This is a genomic window from Pseudomonas sp. Marseille-Q7302, from assembly GCF_965111925.1.
Window position 1 is genome coordinate 2,462,818 of record NZ_CBCOPK010000001.1, and the last position, 18,224, is coordinate 2,481,041.

Genomic DNA, 18,224 nt, shown 5'->3' on the forward strand with positions numbered 1-18,224 from the left:
ATGTCGATCACTTCGCTCGAACAGCAGGCACTCTTGCAGCTGACGTCCCATGCCCTGGTCATCACCGACCGCGATGGGCGTATCGAGCGTTGGAACCGGGGAGCGGAGCTCCTGTGCGGCTGGCCAGCTGCGCAGGCACAGGGGCAGCTCCTGCTCGAACTGCTGACGGCTGGCCAGGGCAGCGCCTTCCTGGCGACCGCCCAGCATCAGTCGCTGGTCGATGACCACGGTCGCGGTGCGGGCTGGATCGCCGTTCAGGGCAGCGCCTCCCGTTGGGTGGAAGTCGCCACGACGGCGCTGAGAAGCGCTGACGCGGTACTCGGCTTCGCCCATGTCCTGCAGGATCGAACCGATCAGCTGGTGTCCGAGGAGCGCGTGCGCCTGGCCCAGGAGGTCGGGCGCGTCGGCACCTTCGAGTTACTGCCGGATGAAGCCCGCCTGCTCGTGTCTTCCGGCTTCTGTCAGCTCTGGGGGCTGCCGGAGCGACGCAGCTATGGCCTGGATGAGTTGATCAGGCAGTTGCATCCCAATGACATCGGCAGTCTGCGTACCCTGACCGCGACGCCCGCTGACGACGCCCTCGATTATCTCGAATACCGTATTCGTCGGGCCGATACCGGTGAGGAACGCTGGCTGGGACGCCGTGGCCAGTTGATGAACAGTCAGGGCGGTGGGCGCTACCTGGGCGTCTGCTACGACATCACCGAGCGCAAGCGCGATGAGGCGGCCATTACCGAACGGGATGTCTGGCTGCAGGAGCTTTACCACGGCATGCGCGAAGGGTTCTATACCGCCCAGGCGATCCGGGATGCCAATGGCCTCATGGAAGACTTCCGCTTCCTGGAGGTCAATCCGATCTTCGCCACCCTGACCGGCATCCCGCTGGACCAGGTGCTGGGCAGGACGCTGCGCCAGTCGCTGCCGCAACTGGAAGCCGATCTGCTGCCCGCCTACATCGATTTCATGAACTCCGACGCCGAGTTCACCCAGTTCGACATCCTGTTGCACCTGCAGCACGAGCACTGGTACGAAGTGCGTGCCCACAAGTTGCCGGGCGATCGCTTCGCGGTGCTATTCATCGACATCAGCGGCCACCGCCGCCAAGCCCAGGAACTGGCCCGCAACGAGGCGCAGCTGCGCGCCATCATCAACTCCATCGACCAGATGGTGTGGGCCACCCGGCCCGATGGCCATCACTTCTACTTCAACGATCGCTGGTATGAATTCACCGGGGTGCCCGAAGGCTCCACGGAAGGCGAAGGCTGGGCCAACGTCTTCCATCCCGATGACCAGGAACGCACCTGGAAGGTGTGGCACCACAGCCTCAGCACGGGCGAGCCCTACCACATCGAATACCGCCTGCGGCATCGTTCCGGTCGCTACCGCTGGGTACTTGGCCGGGCGCAACCGGTACGTGACGCCAAGGGCCGCATTGAGCAGTGGTTCGGCACCTGCACCGATATCCAGAGCATCGTCGATGCGCGGGAGGTCCTGACCCGCTCGCGCAAGGAGCTCGAACACCAGATCGAACTGCGGACCCGCGAGCGTGACCGGATGTGGCGCATCAGCCACGATCTCATGGTGATCTGCCGAGCCGACGGCGAGGTGAAGACCGTCAACAGCGCGGCCACTCGCCTATTGGGACGACGCGAGACGGACCTGGCCAGCGTTCAGTTGGCCGAATTGATTCACCCCGACGATCAGCGCCAGGTGTTCGATACCCTGAGCTGCCTGGGGCGTCAGCAGGGCTCCGCGAGCCTGAGGGCACGGTTGCGAGGGCGTGACGGCAGTTACCGGGTGCTCGACTGGACGGCGACGGCCGAGGATGACCTCATCTATGCCGTGGGCCGGGATGTCACCGAGCAGCAGGAACTGCAGGAGCAGCTGCGCCAGGCGCAGAAGATGGAAGCGGTCGGTCAGCTCACCGGCGGTATCGCCCATGACTTCAACAACCTGTTGACCGGCATCATGGGCAGCATCGACATGCTGCAGCGCCACCACAAGGCCGGGCGCCAGGACAAGTTCGATCAATACCTGCACTCGGCGTTGAGCTCCGCCCAGCGCGCGGCGGCTCTGACCCAGCGCCTGCTCGCCTTCTCCCGGCGCCAGGCACTCGATCTGCAGCCCATTCACGTGAACGATAGCGTCAGGTCCATGGAGGAGCTGCTGCTGCGCAGTCTGCGCGGTGACATCGTCCTGGTGCTCGATCTGAACGAGGATCTCTGGCAGGCGTTGACGGACGGGCACCAGCTGGAGAGCGCCCTGCTTAACCTGGTCATCAACGCTCGCGATGCCCTGCCCCACGGCGGGACCATCCGCATCGAAACGCGTAATGTCTACCTTGCCGAGAGTGGCAATGGCCTGGATGCGGTGAGTGCCGGTGACTACGTGGCGCTGCTGGTCACCGACGACGGCACCGGGATGCCGCCCGAGGTCGTGGCGCGCGCCTTCGATCCCTTCTTCACCACCAAACCCATCGGCCAGGGCACCGGTCTGGGCCTGTCCATGATCTACGGCTATGCCAAGCAGTCCAAAGGGCACGTCCGTCTTGATTCCGTACCCGGCAAGGGCACGATCGTAGGCCTGTATCTGCCCCGCTACCTGGGGGCCGACGTCGAGCCACCCCAGGTGGCCATCCCTGCCCCTACCCCCAGCGGCGCCGGCAAGACCGTTCTGGTGGTGGAGGACGAGCCCGTCGTGCGGCAGATGGTCGTGGATCTGCTACGGGAACTGGGCTACGCCACCCTGCAGGCCGAGGATGCCCGCGCCGCCCTGCCCCTGCTGGAAAGCCAGCGTCCGATCGACCTCTTGCTCTCCGATGTCGGCCTGCCCGGCATGAACGGGCGCCAGTTGGCCGAGATCGCACGCCAGCGCCGCCCCGGGCTCAGGGTGCTCTTCGCCACCGGGTATGCCGAGGGCGCTCATCTGGAAGGCTATCTCGACCCGGGCATGACCCTGATCACCAAGCCCTTCAACCTGGATGCCCTGGCGCTTCGCGTCGGCGAAACCCTGGCCGCGGACAGCGACGGCCTCAGCGCCGCAATTCCTCGCCCGCAAGACGTCGATAGCTGAGCGGACTCTGCCCGGTGCCGCGGCGAAAGAAGCGCGAGAAATAGGCCGGGTCGGCGAAGCCGAGCAGATCGGCTACCTCCGCTACCGATGCCTGGGTATAGGTCAGCCTGCGCCGTGCTTCCAGCAACAGGCGCTGGTGCACGATGGCCAGGGCCGAGGCACCCGCCAGCTGCCGGCACAGACTGTTCAGATGCACGCCCGAGATACCGAGCGCCGCCGCATAGCGGCCGAGACTCCACTGCTCGCGATAATGCTGCTCCACCAGCGCCAGGAAGCGACCCAGGTGCTGTTCGGCGCGGCGTGGCAAGGCTACCTCCTGCTCATGTCGATGTTGCCGAATGAGCCAGATCGCCAGGCTATCGAGCAGGGCTTCGAGCAGCACTTCGCGTCCCGGCCGGCGCCCTTCGTATTCTGCGACGAGCTGACCGACGAGCTGGTCGATCCACAGGGCGTCGTCATTGGCCAGCACCAGGCGCTCTGCCTTTAAGAACAGGCCCTGTCCGGCTCTCTGGCAGCGTTGCTTCAGGCGCTCCAGCTGCGGGACCGGCAAGGTGATCACGAAGCCTTCGACCGCTGGATCGAAGGCGAAGGCGTGCACGCACAGCAGGGGTAGCACCACCAGCGAGGGCCCGGACAGCTCGCCGTGCCAATCCTCCAGCTGCAATCGCACCCTGCCCCGGCGTACATAGAGCAACTGGGCCAGATCCGCGTGCCTATGGCTCTCGATGCACCAGCCATGCAACCGACTGCGACTCTCGATCGTCTCGCAGTGCAGCAGATCCGGTGCCGGCCAGGCCTGAGCCTCGCCGTACAGCTTAAAAATAGGTGGATAGGCGTCGTTCACCGTCAGCCCCTGGGCGATAGCCGCACGAATCATTGGAAAGTACCAGAAAGTCAGCGCAAAGCGCCTGCCAATACTCGAAAAAATCGTTCAAAAATACCGGAGCTATACAAGAAGACGGCGATCACGCCAGTAAGAGGACCTGCTTCATGCATACCCATGTCGTCATCATCGGCGCCGGCCCATCGGGCCTGCTGCTCGGCCAGCTGCTCACCCGCTCCGGGATCGATAACGTCATCGTCGAGCGCCAGACCGCCGACCATGTCCTCAGCCGCATCCGCGCCGGGGTACTCGAGCAAGGTACGGTGGATCTGCTGCGCCAGGCAGGTGTCAGCGAACGGCTGGAACAGGAGGGGCAGGTGCATGAGGGGGTGGAATTCGCCATCCATGGCCAGCGCGAGCGACTGGACCTAAACGATCTGCTCGGCGGCCGCTGCGTCACCGTCTATGGCCAGACGGAGGTGACCCATGACCTGATGGCCGCCCGGGTGGCCAGCGGCGCTCCTACCCTCTACCAGGCCAGCGAGGTTCAACTCCACGAGGTCAAGGGTCAACGGCCCTCTGTTACCTGCCAGGTCGCAGGCGACGCCTTGAGGATCGACTGCGACTACATCGCCGGCTGCGACGGCTTCCACGGCGTCTCGCGCCGCACCATTCCAGAAGGTGTGCTCACCGAGTACGAGCGGGTCTACCCCTTCGGCTGGCTGGGGCTGCTGAGCGATACCCCGCCGGCCAGCGAGGAACTCATCTACGTCAATCATCCCCGCGGCTTTGCCCTCTGCAGTATGAGATCCGCGACGCGCAGTCGCTATTATCTGCAGGTGGATGCCAGCGATTCGGTGGAGAACTGGTCGGACGAGCGCTTCTGGACAGAACTCAAGGCACGGCTTCCCGCCGAGACGGCCGCCCAACTGGTGACCGGACCCTCCCTGGAAAAGAGCATCGCCCCGCTCCGCAGCTACGTGGTCGAACCGATGCAGTATGGCCGGCTGTTCCTGGTCGGCGACGCGGCTCATATCGTGCCGCCCACCGGCGCCAAGGGACTCAATCTGGCCTTGGGCGATGTGCGCAATCTGCATCTGCTGCTGGAGCGGGCCTATCACCACGGCGACGCCAGCTGTCTCGAGCGCTACTCCGAACTTTGTCTCAAGCGCGTCTGGGCCGCGGTCCGTTTTTCCTGGTGGATGACCACGGCGCTGCATCGTTTTCCCAATACCGATGCCTTCACCCAGCGGGTGCAGGATGCCGAGGTGCGTGCGGTGCTGGACTCCAGAGCCGGTCGCACTACCCTCGCGGAGAACTACGTCGGCCTGCCCTTTCCCGACCTGGATTGATCGAGCGGGCAGACAGGTGGTGAGCGGCGCCCGTCTGATGCATGATGGCGCCCCCGATCCATCTGGCGCCCGCTCCCATGTTCGAATTCGCCCTGGACCCCATGACCCTGACGCTGCTTGCCGGGGTCGCCTTCCTGGCTGGTTACATCGATGCCATCGCCGGCGGTGGAGGTCTGCTTACGGTTCCTGCGCTGCTGATGGCAGGCATCCCGCCCCATCTGGCCATTGGCACCAACAAGCTCAGCTCCACCTTTGGCAGCGCCACTGCCGCCTATACCTTCTATCGCCGCAAGCTGTTCCAGCCCCGTCAGTGGCGACATGCGCTGGTGGCAACCGCCGTGGGCGCGGGCATCGGAGCGCTGGTGGCTCACCATTTGTCCGCGGAATTCCTCAATCAGCTGCTGCCGGTGGTGGTTTTCAGCTGCGCGCTCTATCTGCTGTTTGGCGGCACGCCCAAGGCGCCGGTGCTGAGCGATGCGCCCGTGCCGCAACGGCGACAGTGGCCCCAGGGCCTGACGCTCGGGGCATACGATGGCATGTTCGGTCCCGGGACCGGCGCCTTCTGGACCGTCAGCAGCCTGTTGCTGTATCCCCTGGATCTACTCAAGGCCAGCGGCGTGGCACGCACCATGAATTTCGTCAGCAACGGCGTGGCGCTGGTGATGTTCATCGCTCTCGGTCAGGTGATCTGGGTACTGGGGCTGACCATGGGATTGTCGCTGACCCTGGGTGCCTATCTGGGCGCACGCAGCGCCATCGCTGGCGGTGCCAAGTTCATTCGCCCGGTATTCATCTGCGTGGTGCTGGCGCTGACCGTCAAGCTAATCTGGCAGCATTGGTTTGGTCCCGCCTAGGCGTTCGACCCGATAAAGATCGATCAGATAGCGGGAGATTGAGAACGGCGGCGGTAGCGTCGGCAGCTCGTTCAGGTGGAACCAGCGGGCATCTTCGATTTCTTCCGGCTGGCAACGGATATCGCCATCCAGGTAATCGACGTGGTACCCCAGCATCAGCGAGTGCGGATAGGGCCAGTTCTGACTGCCCTGGTAGCGCAGGTTGCCAACCGTGACACCCACCTCTTCTATGATCTCCCGGTGTACGCAGGCTTCTGCCGACTCGCCCGGCTCGACGAAACCCGCCAGGGTACTGAAGACCCCTGGCGCGAAGCGCGGCGATCGTGCCAACAGGACCTCGTCACCCCGGGTGATCAGGGCGATCATGCTCGGGGATAACCGCGGATACTGGGTCAGCTGGCAATTCGGGCATTTCAGGCCACGCTGCCCATCCAGCGCGAAGGTGCCTGTGCCGCACTGACCGCAAAAGCGGTGCTGGCGTGCCCAGGTACCGATCTGATTGGCATAGCCCAGGAGCTTGAACAACGCATGGGGCGATTGCAGCATCAGGGGCCGCAGGGGCTGCCAGGTACAGCCCTCGATGTCCGGTGGCGAATCCAGTTCGAGCAAGGTGACGGGCTGATCCTGCCAGAGCCCCAAGCCATGACGATCACCAGCAAGGCCCTGGACGTGCGGATCGTCCGGGGCGAAGAGCACGTCCGTACCCCGAGAGAGAAAGGACTGACCGCTATGGACGACCAGCCAGCCGGTCGCGGGTTGGGTGGTCTGAAACCAACCAGGCTGCCAGGCCATCATGCGGCAGCCGAGGTCCAACCCAGGGCGCGAATGCTCTGTGCCGCGATGTCGAGGATTTCCGGCGTACCGTCCTGGCCCTCGGTACCGCCACTCTCGACAAAGAACTCGATGCTGCTGAGAGCGTCGGCCAATACTTCCAGGGTGGCCGGCTCACAGGCCTGGCCGCCTTCGATCAGGCAGCGCTGGATATAGCCGGTACAGGCCCGTACCAGTTCAGCGGCACGTGGATTGCCCAGGAAGAACAACGCCCCACGTACGGTATCGAGCAGCGCGGGGACCGTGGCTAGGTGCAGAGCATCGCCACGGGAGTCGAGGAAGGCGCCGATCGCGCGCTTGGCATCTGTCAGGCCCTTGTAGGCTTCACGGTGCAGCAACGCCTGGGCTTCGCCGAGCTGATAGTGGGCGACACTGACCTGGACATCGTCGGCTTCCAGGGGAACGTCGATCAGGGAACCCTGCCCTTCGGGATGAGCCACCAGGCTTTCCACGAGCAGCAAGGCGTCGGCCAGGGGGCTGAGATCTTCGAGTACGAAGGTCTTTTCCCGGAGCTGGGAGATGCTCGGCAGGCACTGCTGCAACACCTGCCCGGCATTCTCCTGGCCAACCATCTCCAGCGTCTTGCCAAGCAGGCCGACCTGGACATACAGCCGGGAGACATTGTCGGACACCGGCGCACGATTCTGCACGGCGGCGTTGCGCACCTCGCTCTCGATGAGATCGATCAGGTCCTTGACCGTCTCCAGCTCTTCGCGAATGGCTGCGGACAGCGAATGCATGACCGCATGACCGGGACCGGCCAGACGCTTCTTGCCCGCTTCGAGCTGGCTATCGGTGAAACCGAGACGCTCTATGCTGTAGGCGTTCATGACTTCCTGCTGGTGGGCGCTATCAGCCCCTGCCAGCGCCAGCAGGTAGAGAAGTTCCTTGAGGGTGCTGCGCGCAGGCTCATGCAGATCATTGCCCAGCATCTGGCGCAACTCGCGGTCGACACGGGCGAACAGCTGCTTGCGTTCGCGGGTGGCGGTCAGGCGGCCTTGGGCGAACCCCTCGACCGTGGCGGCCGCGACCCAGGGCAGATAGCCGCCAACATGATCATGCAGCAGTGCAGCGGATCGTTCCAGGGCGCGCGCCATGAGTCTGAGACTGGCCACGGCATTGACGTCACGCAGGAATCCCAGCAGGCCGATCTGGTACATCTGCCGCATCCGGCGAGCCTGGGCCTGGCGTTCACGCATGCCGAGTCGGGTGGTCTCGCTGATCAGCGGACGCTGATCGAGACGAACGCTGAAAAAATAGCTTTCCGAAAGCTCGGGCTCGCCCCCGGCAAGGCGCAGGGCGTTAATCGCGGGCAGCAGCAGTTCGGGCATCTCGTCCTGGCCGCTGCGCAACTGTTCCAGGTACCGGCGCAGTACATGCAGGCCCCGACAGATCGACATCAGGTGTTCGTCGTGTTCGGGACCAGCGCCGGCGGGGATGTCATTGGCGATCTGCAGCGTTTCGTGGGCGAGCAGTTGGGCACCCGCCAGTTCGATGAGCGTCAAGGCGCCTCGAATCTGGCCGATACTCTCGACCGCGCGCTGCAACAGACTGCTGCAGTGCCGCTCGACAATGAAACGTTCAAGATGGGACTCAGCTTCCTCGATGGTCGCGAACAGCTGTTCGCGGACCAAGCTCAAAGCTCTCGCTCCGGTCACCATGGTGCCTTACGCCTCCTGCGCCAATACAACCTCGCAAACGCCACTCTAAAACGGGAAGAAAGATTTGCTGTTTCCGATGAAGCCTAGGTGCCCGTGTCTTCCTGACCGAGCCACGCTAATCATCCCATGCATGGTTGCCGGGATCACTGCTCCGAAACACCAGACCTGTAAATCCACAACAGCGAAGCGATTATTCCGAATCGTCTTATGAATCAAAGGAACGAAGAAAGTTCCGTGAGACTCGAAATATGATGCTTCATGCGGGCTCAATTGCTTAGCCTGCAGCATCTTTGTTGAACGGTAGCTGAAAATTGTGAAGGCTTTCAGCTTATTCAGACGAACGCTAACGCCTTACCAATGATAGGCCAGGCGGTTAGCCGTGCAGAGGAGCTATCACTCGGCGCCAGGCGTGGATAGCCAGAGTGGTACCCTGCCGCAGCTTTTTTCGATCGCTGCCATACGGGCGGCATGGGCGTCGAGATCCTCCGCGGTGGCGCTGATGACCCGAGTCCGCTGCCGATCGGCCGGCAGGCGCTTGATCGGCATGACGTAGTTGCCATCGCCATTGCCCTCCTGCCCATGCGCGGCCAACGACAGGCTGGTCTGGCCACCGGTCATGGCCAGGTAGACGTCGGCGAGAATCTCGGCGTCGAGTAGTGCGCCGTGCAGTTCGCGGTTGGAATTGTCTACGCCATAGCGCTTGCAGAGGGCGTCCAGGCTGTTGCGCTGACCGGGATGGCGACCGCGCGCCATGACCAGGGTATCGAGCACCGAGCAATGCTGGGTGATATCGGCCCGCTCGGGGTGAACACCCAGGCGTGCGAACTCCATATTGATGAAGCCCACGTCGAAGGGCGCGTTATGGATGACCAGTTCCGCGCCTTCGATGAATTCGAAGAAGCTGTCGGCGATCTCGGCGAAGCGTGGCTTGTCGGCGACGAACTCGTCGGTGATGCCGTGGACCGCGATGGCACCCTCGTCGATCTGCCGATCCGGATTGAGATAGACATGGAAATGCCGCCCGGTCAGACGCCGGCCAATGACTTCCACTCCCCCGATCTCGATGACCCTATGCCCATCGGTCACCGGCATGCCGGTGGTTTCGGTATCCAGCACTACGTATCTCATCGCTACCTCTCGCCCTGCTAGACCTTGGCGGCCTGCCTGGCCTGTCTGACTTCGTCCACGCCTCGATTGGCCAACTGGTCGGCCCGCTCGTTCTCCGGGTGACCGGTATGGCCGCGCACCCAGCGCCACTCGACCTGGTGGCGTTGGACCTGGGCATCCAGGGCTTGCCACAACTCGGCATTTTTCACCGGCTGCTTCGCGGCGGTCTGCCAGCCGCGCTTCTTCCAGTTAACCAGCCACTGGGTGATGCCCTTCATTACATACTCGGAATCAGTGGTCAGGCGGATCTGGCAGGGGCGCTTGAGCGCTGCCAGGGCCTGGATGGCCGCCATCAATTCCATGCGATTGTTGGTGGTGTTGGCTTCTCCGCCCCAGAGCTCGCGCTCCGCACCCTTGAACTTCAGCAAGGCACCCCAGCCACCCGGCCCGGGATTACCCTTGCAGGCGCCGTCGGTAAAGACCTCGACGATGTCGTCACTCATTGGATTCACTCGATTCGCGCCGGCTGATCTTGGCCACCGGCATGGGCAGCAGCTTGCCGCGCGGTTCCCTGCGCACCTGGGGTGCGGGGCGCATGCCAAACATCAGCTTGCGCGCCGATAGCAGATAGAAGCCCGCACCCGCCGCCTGTTCGCGGTTGGGTTCGGCTTCGCCTTGCTCCATCCAGGCCAGACGCTGTTGCCACTTGGGGGATGAAAGCGGCGGACGATAACACCCGAAGCGCCGTTTCTCCAGCGCGAACCCCAGCACCGACAGCCAGTCCGCGACCCGATGAGCACCGAAACAGCGCGCCTTGCGCAGCGCATCGCGGGCTAGGTAATGACGCACCCCCCATAGACTCCAGGGATTGATCCCGACCACCACCAGATGCCCGCCGGGCCTGACACTGAGCGCCGCCTCACGTAGCAGTCGATGGGGGGCCAGGGAGAAATCCAGACCATGCTGCAGTAGCACGACATCCGCCGCGTGTTCGCCCAGTGGCCAGGCCCCCTCCTCGCAAACGATATCGACATCGCCGAGCGGCGGACCGATACGAACACGATGCCGGAGTTGGCCACAGTTGGCTGGCGACTCGGGATGAGGGCCATAGTGAACCAGGTAGCTGCCGAAATGCCGCTTGAGCTCTTCATCGATCAGCAGCCGCTCCTGTTCGAGCAGCAACTGCCCCAGGGGCCCCGACAGCCACTCCCGGGCCGAGCTCATCAGTTTCAACCAGCGCGGATCGACCTGGGCGGAGAATTCATCGTGCATCGTCTGGTCCTCTGATACTGAAGCCTCTGCTGTTACCGTGCTACCGACTGCTACCCTAGCGATCAGAGAGTAACCTCATGTTCGACATCCTTCCGCTGCGCGCTTTCAACGACAACTACATCTGGCTGATCACCGACACCGAGAAGAGACAGGCGGTCGTGGTCGATCCCGGCGACGCCGCACCGGTGCTGACCTGGCTCGATGACCACCCCGACTGGCGGCTGACCGACATCCTCATCACCCATCACCACAACGACCACACCGGCGGTATCGCCGCACTCAAGCAGCGCTGCGGTGCCCGAGTGGCGGCACCGGCCGACGAGCATATCGCCGAGGTCGACCTGCCGCTGGCGGACAACGATCGTCTGGAAGTCCTGGGCGCTACCTTCGAAGTCCTGCGAGTCCCTGGCCATACCGCCGGCCATATCGCCTTCTATCTCGCCGGCAAGCGACCGCTGCTGTTCAGCGGCGACACCCTCTTTTCCGCAGGCTGCGGTCGCCTCTTCGAGGGGACGCCTAGCCAGATGCTGGCCTCCCTACGCCGACTGGCCAGACTGCCGGACGCCACCGAGATCTACTGCGGCCACGAATACACCCTGAGCAACCTGCGCTTCGCCCAGGCCGTGGAACCGGATAGTCCCGCCGTCCAGGAAGCCCTGGCCGAGACCAAGCGGCTACGTGACGCCCAGCGCCCCACCCTGCCCTCTACACTAGGTCGTGAACGCCACATCAATCCCTTCCTGCGGACGACCGAGCGCAGCGTTCGGCAACGTTTGCAAGAGCAGCGCGAGGTGGCCGCGGATGCCTCGGAGGATACCTTTTTCGCGGCCCTGCGAGCCTGGAAGGACACGTTCTGACACTCATTGACCGACCTCTCTGGCAGCGCTGGAACAGCGGGTCTTCGGTCGTCGTACAGGTCACAGGCTGACGGGTTGTTCCTTGACCCCCCGGGATGCGGTTTCTAGAATCGCCCATCCTCCAGTTCCCGGAAAGCCCAGACCAATGCCGCCAGCGACGCCGAAAACCCGCGAAATAGACGTGCTGGCCACCTCTTTCAAAGTCTCGGCGCTATGCCTTGCCGTCTTCCTCGCAGGTTGCCAGAGCACCCCGCAGTCGGCGGATCAGCCCTACCAGGCCGATCTGGAAATGACGCCCAACAAGATGCAGCGGCCTCCCGAGTGGTTGCGCAAAGCCCCGGCGGCGGCGGCCACCAGCGGCGATATCTGGGACAGGGTGAGGGACGGCTATCAACTACAGGGCGCGGGCGACAACGGGACCAACCCACGCATCGAACGCCAGCGACTCTGGTACGCGAGCCACGAGGCGGCGCTCGCGCAATCCTGCAGCCGCGGCGCCCCCTATCTGCACTACATCGTCGAGCGCCTCAAGGAGCGCAACATGCCGCTGGAACTGGCCCTGCTCCCGGTGGTGGAAAGCTCCTTCAATCCCAATGCCCTCTCGCGTAGCGCCGCCTCCGGTCTCTGGCAGTTCATCCCGACCACGGGCAAGTACTTCAACCTGCGCCAGACACGCTTCTACGACGGTCGCCGCGACATCACCGCGTCCACCAATGCCGCGCTGGACTATCTGACCAAGCTGCACGACATGTTCGGTGGCGATTGGCTGCTGGCCCTGGCCGCCTACAATGCTGGCGAGGGAACGGTGAGCCGCGCCATCGAGCGCAACCAGTCGCTCGGCCTACCCACCGACTACTGGAATCTGTCCTCGCTACCGGCAGAAACCCAGGATTACGTGCCCAAGCTGCTCGCCGTTTCCCAGATCGTACGCAATCCGGACGCCTATGGCCTGGCCCTGGAATCCATTCCGGACGAGCCCTACTTCGAGGTGGTGGACATCAAGCAGCACCTGGACCTGGCGCGGGTCGCGGAGCTGGCCGACCTGGATGCCAACGAACTCTATCGCCTCAATCCCGCCTACACCCAGCGCGTGACCATGGACGGCCCCAAGCATCTGCTGGTGCCGGCGGAAAAGGCCAAGCGTCTGGTCGCGACCCTGCCCAATATCGCCCCTGAAGCCGTGGTGCGCTGGCAGGAATACCGGATACGTAAGGGCGATACCGTGCGCAGCATCGCCAAGCGCAATCGCGTGAGCGTCGAGCAACTCGTAGCACTCAACAAACTCAGTAGCAGCAGCCGCCTGTCCGCTGGCCGGGAATTGATGATTCCGCGTCGCGAGACCGGCAAGACCACCACCCCTCTCGAAACCATCGCCGTGGCCGAAGAGCCCGTGGTACGGACCTACAAGGTACGGACCGGCGACAGCCTCTGGTCCATCGCCCGCGCCAACGAAGTGGAACTGGGCGATCTCAAGCGCTGGAACGATCTGGGCAAGCGTGGCCTCAAGGTCGGTGAAACCTTGAAGCTGCATGGCACTGGCAGCAGCACTGCCACGGCCGTGGCGATGCCGGCGTCCTATACCGTCAAGACCGCCAAGGCGGCAGCCAAGACGACCAAGACCGCCAAGGCTGCCCCAACCTACTACCGGGTCAAGGCCGGTGATTCGCTGTACCAGATCGCCAAGCGCTACAACATCGGCGTGCAGGCCCTGCAGGATTGGAATCCGCGCATCGCGTCGGCCCTGACGCCTGGTCAGACACTGACGCTGTTCCTCAACTGAGCCGCGACCCCGCACCGCAGCGGTCATCCAGCGCTTTTGTCGCGGGTATCGACCTGCTACCTTACCGCCCCACCCGTGTCGGGTACCTCCAGGTGCCCGGACCAGATCTCGCTCTGACCTGCGCAGAGCCCTGCCCAACCCGGACCTCAGCCCTCTGGCTGCTGCCTGGGATTCAACACAGAAGAGGAAAAAACCATGGGATTTCTCGCCGGTAAGCGCGTTCTCATCGTCGGCGTCGCCAGCAAGCTGTCCATTGCCTCCGGCATCGCCGCGGCCATGCACCGCGAGGGCGCCGAGCTGGCCTTCACCTACCAGAACGAGAAGCTCAAGGGTCGCGTCGAAGAATTCGCCGCAGGCTGGGGCTCGAACCCCGAGCTGTGCTTCCCGTGCGACGTCGCTGACGACGCCCAGATCGAAGCCGTGTTCGCTGCACTGGCGAAGAAGTGGGATGGCCTGGACTGTATCGTCCATTCCGTCGGCTTCGCTCCTGGCGATCAACTGGATGGCGACTTCACCGCTGTGACCACCCGTGACGGCTTCAAGATTGCCCACGACATCAGCGCCTACAGCTTCGTCGCCCTGGCCAAGGCCGGTCGCGAGATGATGCGTGGCCGCAACGGCAGCCTGCTGACCCTGTCCTACCTGGGTGCCGAGCGCACCATGCCCAACTACAACGTCATGGGCATGGCCAAGGCCAGTCTAGAAGCCGGTGTACGCTACCTGGCCGGCAGCCTCGGCCCGGAGGGTACTCGCGTCAACGCCGTGTCCGCCGGCCCTATCCGTACCCTGGCGGCCTCGGGCATCAAGAGCTTCCGCAAGATGCTGGCCGCCAACGAGCGCCAGACTCCCCTGCGTCGCAACGTGACCATCGATGAAGTGGGCAATGCCGGCGCCTTCCTGTGCTCCGATCTGGCCTCGGGCATCAGTGGCGAAATCCTCTACGTCGACGGCGGCTTCAACACCACCGCCATGGGCCAGCTCAACGACGACGAGTGATCGTGGCAGCTGCCTGATCAGCGCGAAGGGCCGGCTATCTGCCGGCCCTTCTGCTTTCAGGTTTCGCTGCGTACCTGAGCGTGGCTGATCAGCGCGAAGATCAGGCTGCCCCCGACGATATTGCCTGCCAAGGTCGGCCCGGCGAAGGTCAGCCAGAAGTCCCCCCAGCTCGCCTCTCCAGCGAACACCAGATACGCCACCTCCACACTGCCCACCACGATATGGGTGAAGTCGCCCAGTGCCATCAGATAGGTGATGAGCACGATGATCCAGATCCTGGCGTTCTCCGCTGCCGGCAACATCCAGACCATGGTGGCGATCATCCAGCCCGAGACGATGCCCTTGGCGAACATCGCCGAGACATCGTTCTCCATCACATGGGTACCGATCTGCAGAAATTTCGCATCGGTCTTGGCATCGAACAGCGGCAGGTGCAGGACCACGTAGGCCACCAGGATGGTACCCAGCAGGTTACCGACCAGCACCACGCTCCACAGCCGCGCCAATCGGCCGAAGTTGTGTAGCGTAGGCTCGCTCATCACGGGTAACACAGCCGTGAGGGTGTTCTCGGTGAACAGCTGCTGGCGCGCGAGGATCACCGCCAGAAAGCCTGCCGAATAGCCGAAGCTGGCGATGATCTTGGTGTAGCCCCCCTCGGGCAGATTGGCATTGAGCAAGCCCATGGCCATCAGCGACAGGCCCATGGTCAAACCCGCGGCCAGCGCCGACCAGAACAGCGCGGCGAGGGTCCGTTCCAGCTCGTGATCACCCTGGGTACGAATGATCTCGTGCAGCACCACGGCACGTGGCAACTGGTTTTCGTCGACATCCTCCTCTTCTTCGCGACTCAGCTCCGGATCTTCCGGAGTGGACTCCCCGCTCTGTCGAGGTTCTTCGTCACGCTCCTGGTCTCGCTTCATCAGACGGCCTGCTCGTCCCAGAGAAGTTCATCGTTCTCGCCGATTTCCGTCACGCGATTGAGGGCCGCATCGGCGGCTTCCTCCGCTTCGGAGGCCAGGTCGAAATGCCGCTCGGTCGCGACCTTGTGAAAGGTCGGATGTGCATCCTCCCGCCGCGCCTTGACGGCGATGACCGCTTCGAATCCTTGCTCAGCCGGAACGGCAGACGAGATCGCTTCGTGATGAGTGAAATGCTTGATAGCCATGGACGCCGATGTCTCCCAACCTGAGGCGACCGGACTGGTCGCGCCTGATCAATAGACTGTCCTGGCGGGAAAACGATCTGTGTGGGGGGTGTCGATCAGGCGCCGAGCAGCTTCTGCACCTGCAGGTGAAGACGTTCGAGGGAGAACGGCTTGGTCAGCAGGGGAACCTTGCCCAGCAGGGGGGAGCCAGTGTCGATGATTTCGGCCGGATAGCCGCTGATGAAGAGGACCTTGAGGTCGGGGCGCAGCTTGAGTGCCGGCTCGGCGATCATCACGCCGGAAACGTCATCGGGCAGACGAAAATCGGTGATGAGGAGATCGAGATGTGGCCTGCCCGCGAGGATACGAAAGGCTTCCAGCGAAGACGGGGCCTGCAAGACGGTGTAACCCAGTTCGGAAAGATAGTCCGCAAGGATCATCAAAATCTGCGGCTCATCCTCGACCACCAGGACGACCTTGCCAGTTTCCCCACTCACCATCTAACCCCTGTACGCAAACGTTCGGCTCCCTTCGACAGAAAGGGCCGATAAAGTTCAAACTATCGAAAGGTAAGGGCCGCCGAGCGTACCGGCAGCCCCTTGCCTTACTGCTGTTTTTTCTGGCCTTGCTCGTTGATGGTGGTCTTGCCAGCACCGGTGGCGGCGCCAGCGCCTTCACCGGTCTTCTGACCAGCCGGGGTACCCATACCAGCACTGTTGGCCTTCGGCGGGTTACCCGCGCTCTCGGCTGCGAAGGCAGCGCCACTGACGGCGATCAGACCAGCAAACATCAAGGCGGCGGTTTTCTTTGCGTTCATGGTAGGACTCCGGTTTGATTGGACACTGTTTAGGCAGGCCAAGCGCCGATTCGTTCTCCACCTCTGCATGCGAGGGCTGTAACCGGATGCGAACCCCAAGAGCGCCGCTCATTTCTGCAGGGCGTTAGCGCCCTCTCACCTGCTCGCGCTCAACCGGCTGGCGCCAGGCCTGGCTTGGAACATCCACACCAGACCCACCGCCACAATCGTGCCAGCCGTACCGGCAGAGCGTCAGAGCAGTCGCAACGGATAGTCGACGATCACCCGCAGCTGATCCACCGAACCACCGGTGGAGAGCGAGCCGCGGTGCCAGGCCTGGCGCACCCTGATGGACAGTCCCTTGGCCGGACCGGCCTGCACGACATAGCGTCCTTCCAAATTCAGCTCGCGCTCCTGGTCATCGGCTCCGTACATCCCTCGGTAGGCGCTACCCATGGGCAGGTGGCTGCCATCGATGTCAGTACCCTTGATATAGCGGGTCATGAGACTGAGACCCGGCACGCCCAGCGTCTTGAAGTTGAGGTCGTAGCGCGCCTGCCAGGAGCGCTCTCCGGGTGCGTTGAAGTCGGAAAACATCGAAGCGTTGCCCAGGAACAGACCACCGCCGGTACGGCCGTTGTCACCCATGCCGATGTAGTCGAACGGCGTATCGCCATCGATCCGCTGCCAGCCGAGGGTGAAGGTCTGGGGGCCGTGGCTGTAAGCAGCAGCCAGGCTGTATGACGTATTGTCGATAGGGCCAGCATTGGCGGCGCCGGTATCCCGGGTGCGATAGAGGTTGCCGTCGAAGGTCAGGGATTGGGTGGCGGACAGTGGCCGTACCAGATTGAAGTTGCCGTAATACTGGTTCCAGATGTCATCGAGCTGGGCCGCATAGAGCGACAGACTGACGCCCTCGGCCAGCCTGTACTTGCCACCGGCGAAGTCGACGTGATCGGCGCGGCGGCGGGCATAGCCCGCCCAAAGATCGCCGTCCCTGTTGGTACTGACCTGATCGGTACCCGAGGTGAAATGCCCGGCTTCCAGGGTCAGGTCGGGGATATCGGTGCTCAAGAGGCTCCAGCCGGTGGCACTCTGGGGCACCAGGCGGCTGGTGCTGATGGCGAACACCGGCGCTGTGGGCAGTTGCTGGCCATAGCGAACAACCGTCTGCCCCAGCCGCAGCTTGGCTGCCGCGCCGGCCCGGGAGTATTCGTCTGCCGGCTCGTTGCCGGCATGGATTGGCAGGTTGCCGGTACCCCGCCGCCCAGGACCGGCATCTAGCTTCATGCCCAGATAGCCGAAGGCATCGACACCCAGGCCAACGGTGCCCTGGGTGAAGCCGGACTGGTAGTCCAACAGGAAGCCCTGGGTCCAGTCCTTCTGGTCAGCACGCCCGTTGCGGCGATCACTGCCGAAGTAATAGTTGCGCAGGGTCAGCGTGAGCTTGCTGTCGTCCAAGAAGCCGTCAGCCCTGGCGTCCTGCCCATTCAGGAGTAGTACGCAGCTACCCAGCACGCCGAGCGCGAGAGGTGCGGCCAGACTGCGCCCCTTCAGCCCGTGAGCGCGAGGGGATGTTCCTTTCCGATAAAGCGAGAGTTCCATGAAGTCCTCTGGATACTGTTGGCGATCTGGTTATGTGAAAGGCGCGCGCGCGAAAGCAGCGGATTCCTTCCGCG

At 63.5% G+C, this 18,224-nt stretch carries 17 protein-coding genes; 6 read left to right on the forward strand and 11 right to left on the reverse strand.

Annotated elements, in window-relative coordinates; all coding sequences use genetic code 11:
• Entirely contained in the window at positions 1-3,072 is a 3,072-nt protein-coding gene (locus tag ACWPW1_RS11580) for a PAS domain S-box protein (protein WP_454252976.1), read from the forward strand.
• Here the strand turns inward: ACWPW1_RS11580 and ACWPW1_RS11585 are convergent.
• Entirely contained in the window at positions 3,032-3,949 is a 918-nt protein-coding gene (locus ACWPW1_RS11585; protein ID WP_323148107.1) for a helix-turn-helix domain-containing protein, read from the reverse strand. The genes ACWPW1_RS11580 and ACWPW1_RS11585 overlap by 41 nt on opposite strands.
• 113 nt (positions 3,950-4,062) lie before the next feature.
• Between ACWPW1_RS11585 and pobA the strand changes: the two genes are divergently transcribed.
• Positions 4,063-5,247 (forward strand): 4-hydroxybenzoate 3-monooxygenase, encoded by a 1,185-nt coding sequence (gene pobA / locus ACWPW1_RS11590; protein ID WP_454252977.1) that lies wholly within the window; start codon positions 4,063-4,065, stop codon positions 5,245-5,247.
• 77 nt (positions 5,248-5,324) lie between these two features.
• Complete coding sequence (locus ACWPW1_RS11595; RefSeq protein ID WP_271654835.1) at positions 5,325-6,101, forward strand: TSUP family transporter; 777 nt, start codon at positions 5,325-5,327, stop codon at positions 6,099-6,101.
• Here ACWPW1_RS11595 and nudC read toward each other — a convergent pair.
• The 5 genes from nudC to ACWPW1_RS11620 all read right to left on the reverse strand — a co-directional run bounded on the left by nudC (position 6,069) and on the right by ACWPW1_RS11620 (position 10,972).
• Complete coding sequence (gene nudC / locus ACWPW1_RS11600) at positions 6,069-6,896, reverse strand: NAD(+) diphosphatase (protein ID WP_454252978.1); 828 nt, start codon at positions 6,894-6,896, stop codon at positions 6,069-6,071. The two genes, ACWPW1_RS11595 and nudC, sit on opposite strands and share 33 nt — an antisense overlap.
• Positions 6,893-8,572 carry a ferrous iron transporter B gene (locus ACWPW1_RS11605; RefSeq protein ID WP_454252979.1) on the reverse strand — a complete coding sequence of 560 codons (1,680 nt, stop codon included), beginning with the start codon at positions 8,570-8,572 and terminating at the stop codon, positions 6,893-6,895. The genes nudC and ACWPW1_RS11605 overlap by 4 nt, the downstream gene beginning before the upstream one ends.
• 414 nt (positions 8,573-8,986) lie before the next feature.
• Positions 8,987-9,721, reverse strand: coding sequence for a DNA polymerase III subunit epsilon (gene dnaQ / locus ACWPW1_RS11610; RefSeq protein WP_271654838.1), 735 nt, complete (start codon positions 9,719-9,721; stop codon positions 8,987-8,989).
• A gap of 17 nt (positions 9,722-9,738) precedes the next feature.
• Positions 9,739-10,203: a ribonuclease HI gene (gene rnhA / locus ACWPW1_RS11615; protein ID WP_271654839.1), complete on the reverse strand. Its 465-nt coding sequence runs from the start codon at positions 10,201-10,203 to the stop codon at positions 9,739-9,741.
• Positions 10,196-10,972, reverse strand: a complete 777-nt coding sequence (locus ACWPW1_RS11620; RefSeq protein ID WP_059314871.1) for a methyltransferase domain-containing protein — start codon at positions 10,970-10,972, stop codon at positions 10,196-10,198. The genes rnhA and ACWPW1_RS11620 overlap by 8 nt, the downstream gene beginning before the upstream one ends.
• 77 nt (positions 10,973-11,049) lie before the next feature.
• Here ACWPW1_RS11620 and gloB point away from each other — a divergent pair, with 77 nt between their 5' ends.
• The 3 genes from gloB (at position 11,050) to fabI (ending at position 14,605) form a co-directional block, all read left to right on the forward strand.
• The gene (gloB, locus tag ACWPW1_RS11625) at positions 11,050-11,829 is read left to right on the forward strand and encodes a hydroxyacylglutathione hydrolase (protein WP_454252980.1); all 780 of its coding nucleotides are present in this window, start codon (positions 11,050-11,052) and stop codon (positions 11,827-11,829) included.
• A gap of 145 nt (positions 11,830-11,974) precedes the next feature.
• Positions 11,975-13,609, forward strand: coding sequence for a lytic transglycosylase domain-containing protein (locus ACWPW1_RS11630; protein WP_156428944.1), 1,635 nt, complete (start codon positions 11,975-11,977; stop codon positions 13,607-13,609).
• A gap of 195 nt (positions 13,610-13,804) precedes the next feature.
• The gene (fabI, locus tag ACWPW1_RS11635) at positions 13,805-14,605 is read left to right on the forward strand and encodes an enoyl-ACP reductase FabI (protein WP_042134086.1); all 801 of its coding nucleotides are present in this window, start codon (positions 13,805-13,807) and stop codon (positions 14,603-14,605) included.
• A gap of 56 nt (positions 14,606-14,661) precedes the next feature.
• Here fabI and ACWPW1_RS11640 read toward each other — a convergent pair whose 3' ends face one another.
• The 5 genes from ACWPW1_RS11640 to ACWPW1_RS11660 all read right to left on the reverse strand — a co-directional run bounded on the left by ACWPW1_RS11640 (position 14,662) and on the right by ACWPW1_RS11660 (position 18,150).
• The gene (locus ACWPW1_RS11640; RefSeq protein ID WP_059314874.1) at positions 14,662-15,525 is read right to left on the reverse strand and encodes a formate/nitrite transporter family protein; all 864 of its coding nucleotides are present in this window, start codon (positions 15,523-15,525) and stop codon (positions 14,662-14,664) included.
• Positions 15,525-15,770, reverse strand: a complete 246-nt coding sequence (locus tag ACWPW1_RS11645; RefSeq protein ID WP_059314875.1) for a hypothetical protein — start codon at positions 15,768-15,770, stop codon at positions 15,525-15,527. The genes ACWPW1_RS11640 and ACWPW1_RS11645 overlap by 1 nt, the downstream gene beginning before the upstream one ends.
• 95 nt (positions 15,771-15,865) lie before the next feature.
• Positions 15,866-16,249: a response regulator gene (locus ACWPW1_RS11650; protein WP_156428945.1), complete on the reverse strand. Its 384-nt coding sequence runs from the start codon at positions 16,247-16,249 to the stop codon at positions 15,866-15,868.
• 104 nt (positions 16,250-16,353) lie between these two features.
• The gene (locus ACWPW1_RS11655; protein WP_059314876.1) at positions 16,354-16,566 is read right to left on the reverse strand and encodes a hypothetical protein; all 213 of its coding nucleotides are present in this window, start codon (positions 16,564-16,566) and stop codon (positions 16,354-16,356) included.
• Positions 16,567-16,797: 231 nt separating this feature from the next.
• A complete protein-coding gene (locus ACWPW1_RS11660; RefSeq protein ID WP_454252981.1) occupies positions 16,798-18,150 on the reverse strand; it encodes an OprD family porin in 1,353 nt (450 codons plus the stop codon).
• Positions 18,151-18,224 lie beyond the last annotated feature (74 nt).

Coding starts and splice junctions, on each gene's coding strand:
- ACWPW1_RS11620 (WP_059314871.1), bottom strand. CDS start 10,972: ATGCACGATGAATTCTCCGCCCAGGTCGATCCGCGCTGGTTGAAACTG.
- ACWPW1_RS11595 (WP_271654835.1), top strand. CDS start 5,325: ATGTTCGAATTCGCCCTGGACCCCATGACCCTGACGCTGCTTGCCGGG.
- ACWPW1_RS11640 (WP_059314874.1), bottom strand. CDS start 15,525: ATGAAGCGAGACCAGGAGCGTGACGAAGAACCTCGACAGAGCGGGGAG.
- ACWPW1_RS11660 (WP_454252981.1), bottom strand. CDS start 18,150: ATGGAACTCTCGCTTTATCGGAAAGGAACATCCCCTCGCGCTCACGGG.
- ACWPW1_RS11580 (WP_454252976.1), top strand. CDS start 1: ATGTCGATCACTTCGCTCGAACAGCAGGCACTCTTGCAGCTGACGTCC.
- rnhA (WP_271654839.1), bottom strand. CDS start 10,203: ATGAGTGACGACATCGTCGAGGTCTTTACCGACGGCGCCTGCAAGGGT.
- ACWPW1_RS11650 (WP_156428945.1), bottom strand. CDS start 16,249: ATGGTGAGTGGGGAAACTGGCAAGGTCGTCCTGGTGGTCGAGGATGAG.
- ACWPW1_RS11655 (WP_059314876.1), bottom strand. CDS start 16,566: ATGAACGCAAAGAAAACCGCCGCCTTGATGTTTGCTGGTCTGATCGCC.
- fabI (WP_042134086.1), top strand. CDS start 13,805: ATGGGATTTCTCGCCGGTAAGCGCGTTCTCATCGTCGGCGTCGCCAGC.
- ACWPW1_RS11585 (WP_323148107.1), bottom strand. CDS start 3,949: ATGATTCGTGCGGCTATCGCCCAGGGGCTGACGGTGAACGACGCCTAT.
- ACWPW1_RS11645 (WP_059314875.1), bottom strand. CDS start 15,770: ATGGCTATCAAGCATTTCACTCATCACGAAGCGATCTCGTCTGCCGTT.
- ACWPW1_RS11630 (WP_156428944.1), top strand. CDS start 11,975: ATGCCGCCAGCGACGCCGAAAACCCGCGAAATAGACGTGCTGGCCACC.
- pobA (WP_454252977.1), top strand. CDS start 4,063: ATGCATACCCATGTCGTCATCATCGGCGCCGGCCCATCGGGCCTGCTG.
- nudC (WP_454252978.1), bottom strand. CDS start 6,896: ATGATGGCCTGGCAGCCTGGTTGGTTTCAGACCACCCAACCCGCGACC.
- dnaQ (WP_271654838.1), bottom strand. CDS start 9,721: ATGAGATACGTAGTGCTGGATACCGAAACCACCGGCATGCCGGTGACC.
- gloB (WP_454252980.1), top strand. CDS start 11,050: ATGTTCGACATCCTTCCGCTGCGCGCTTTCAACGACAACTACATCTGG.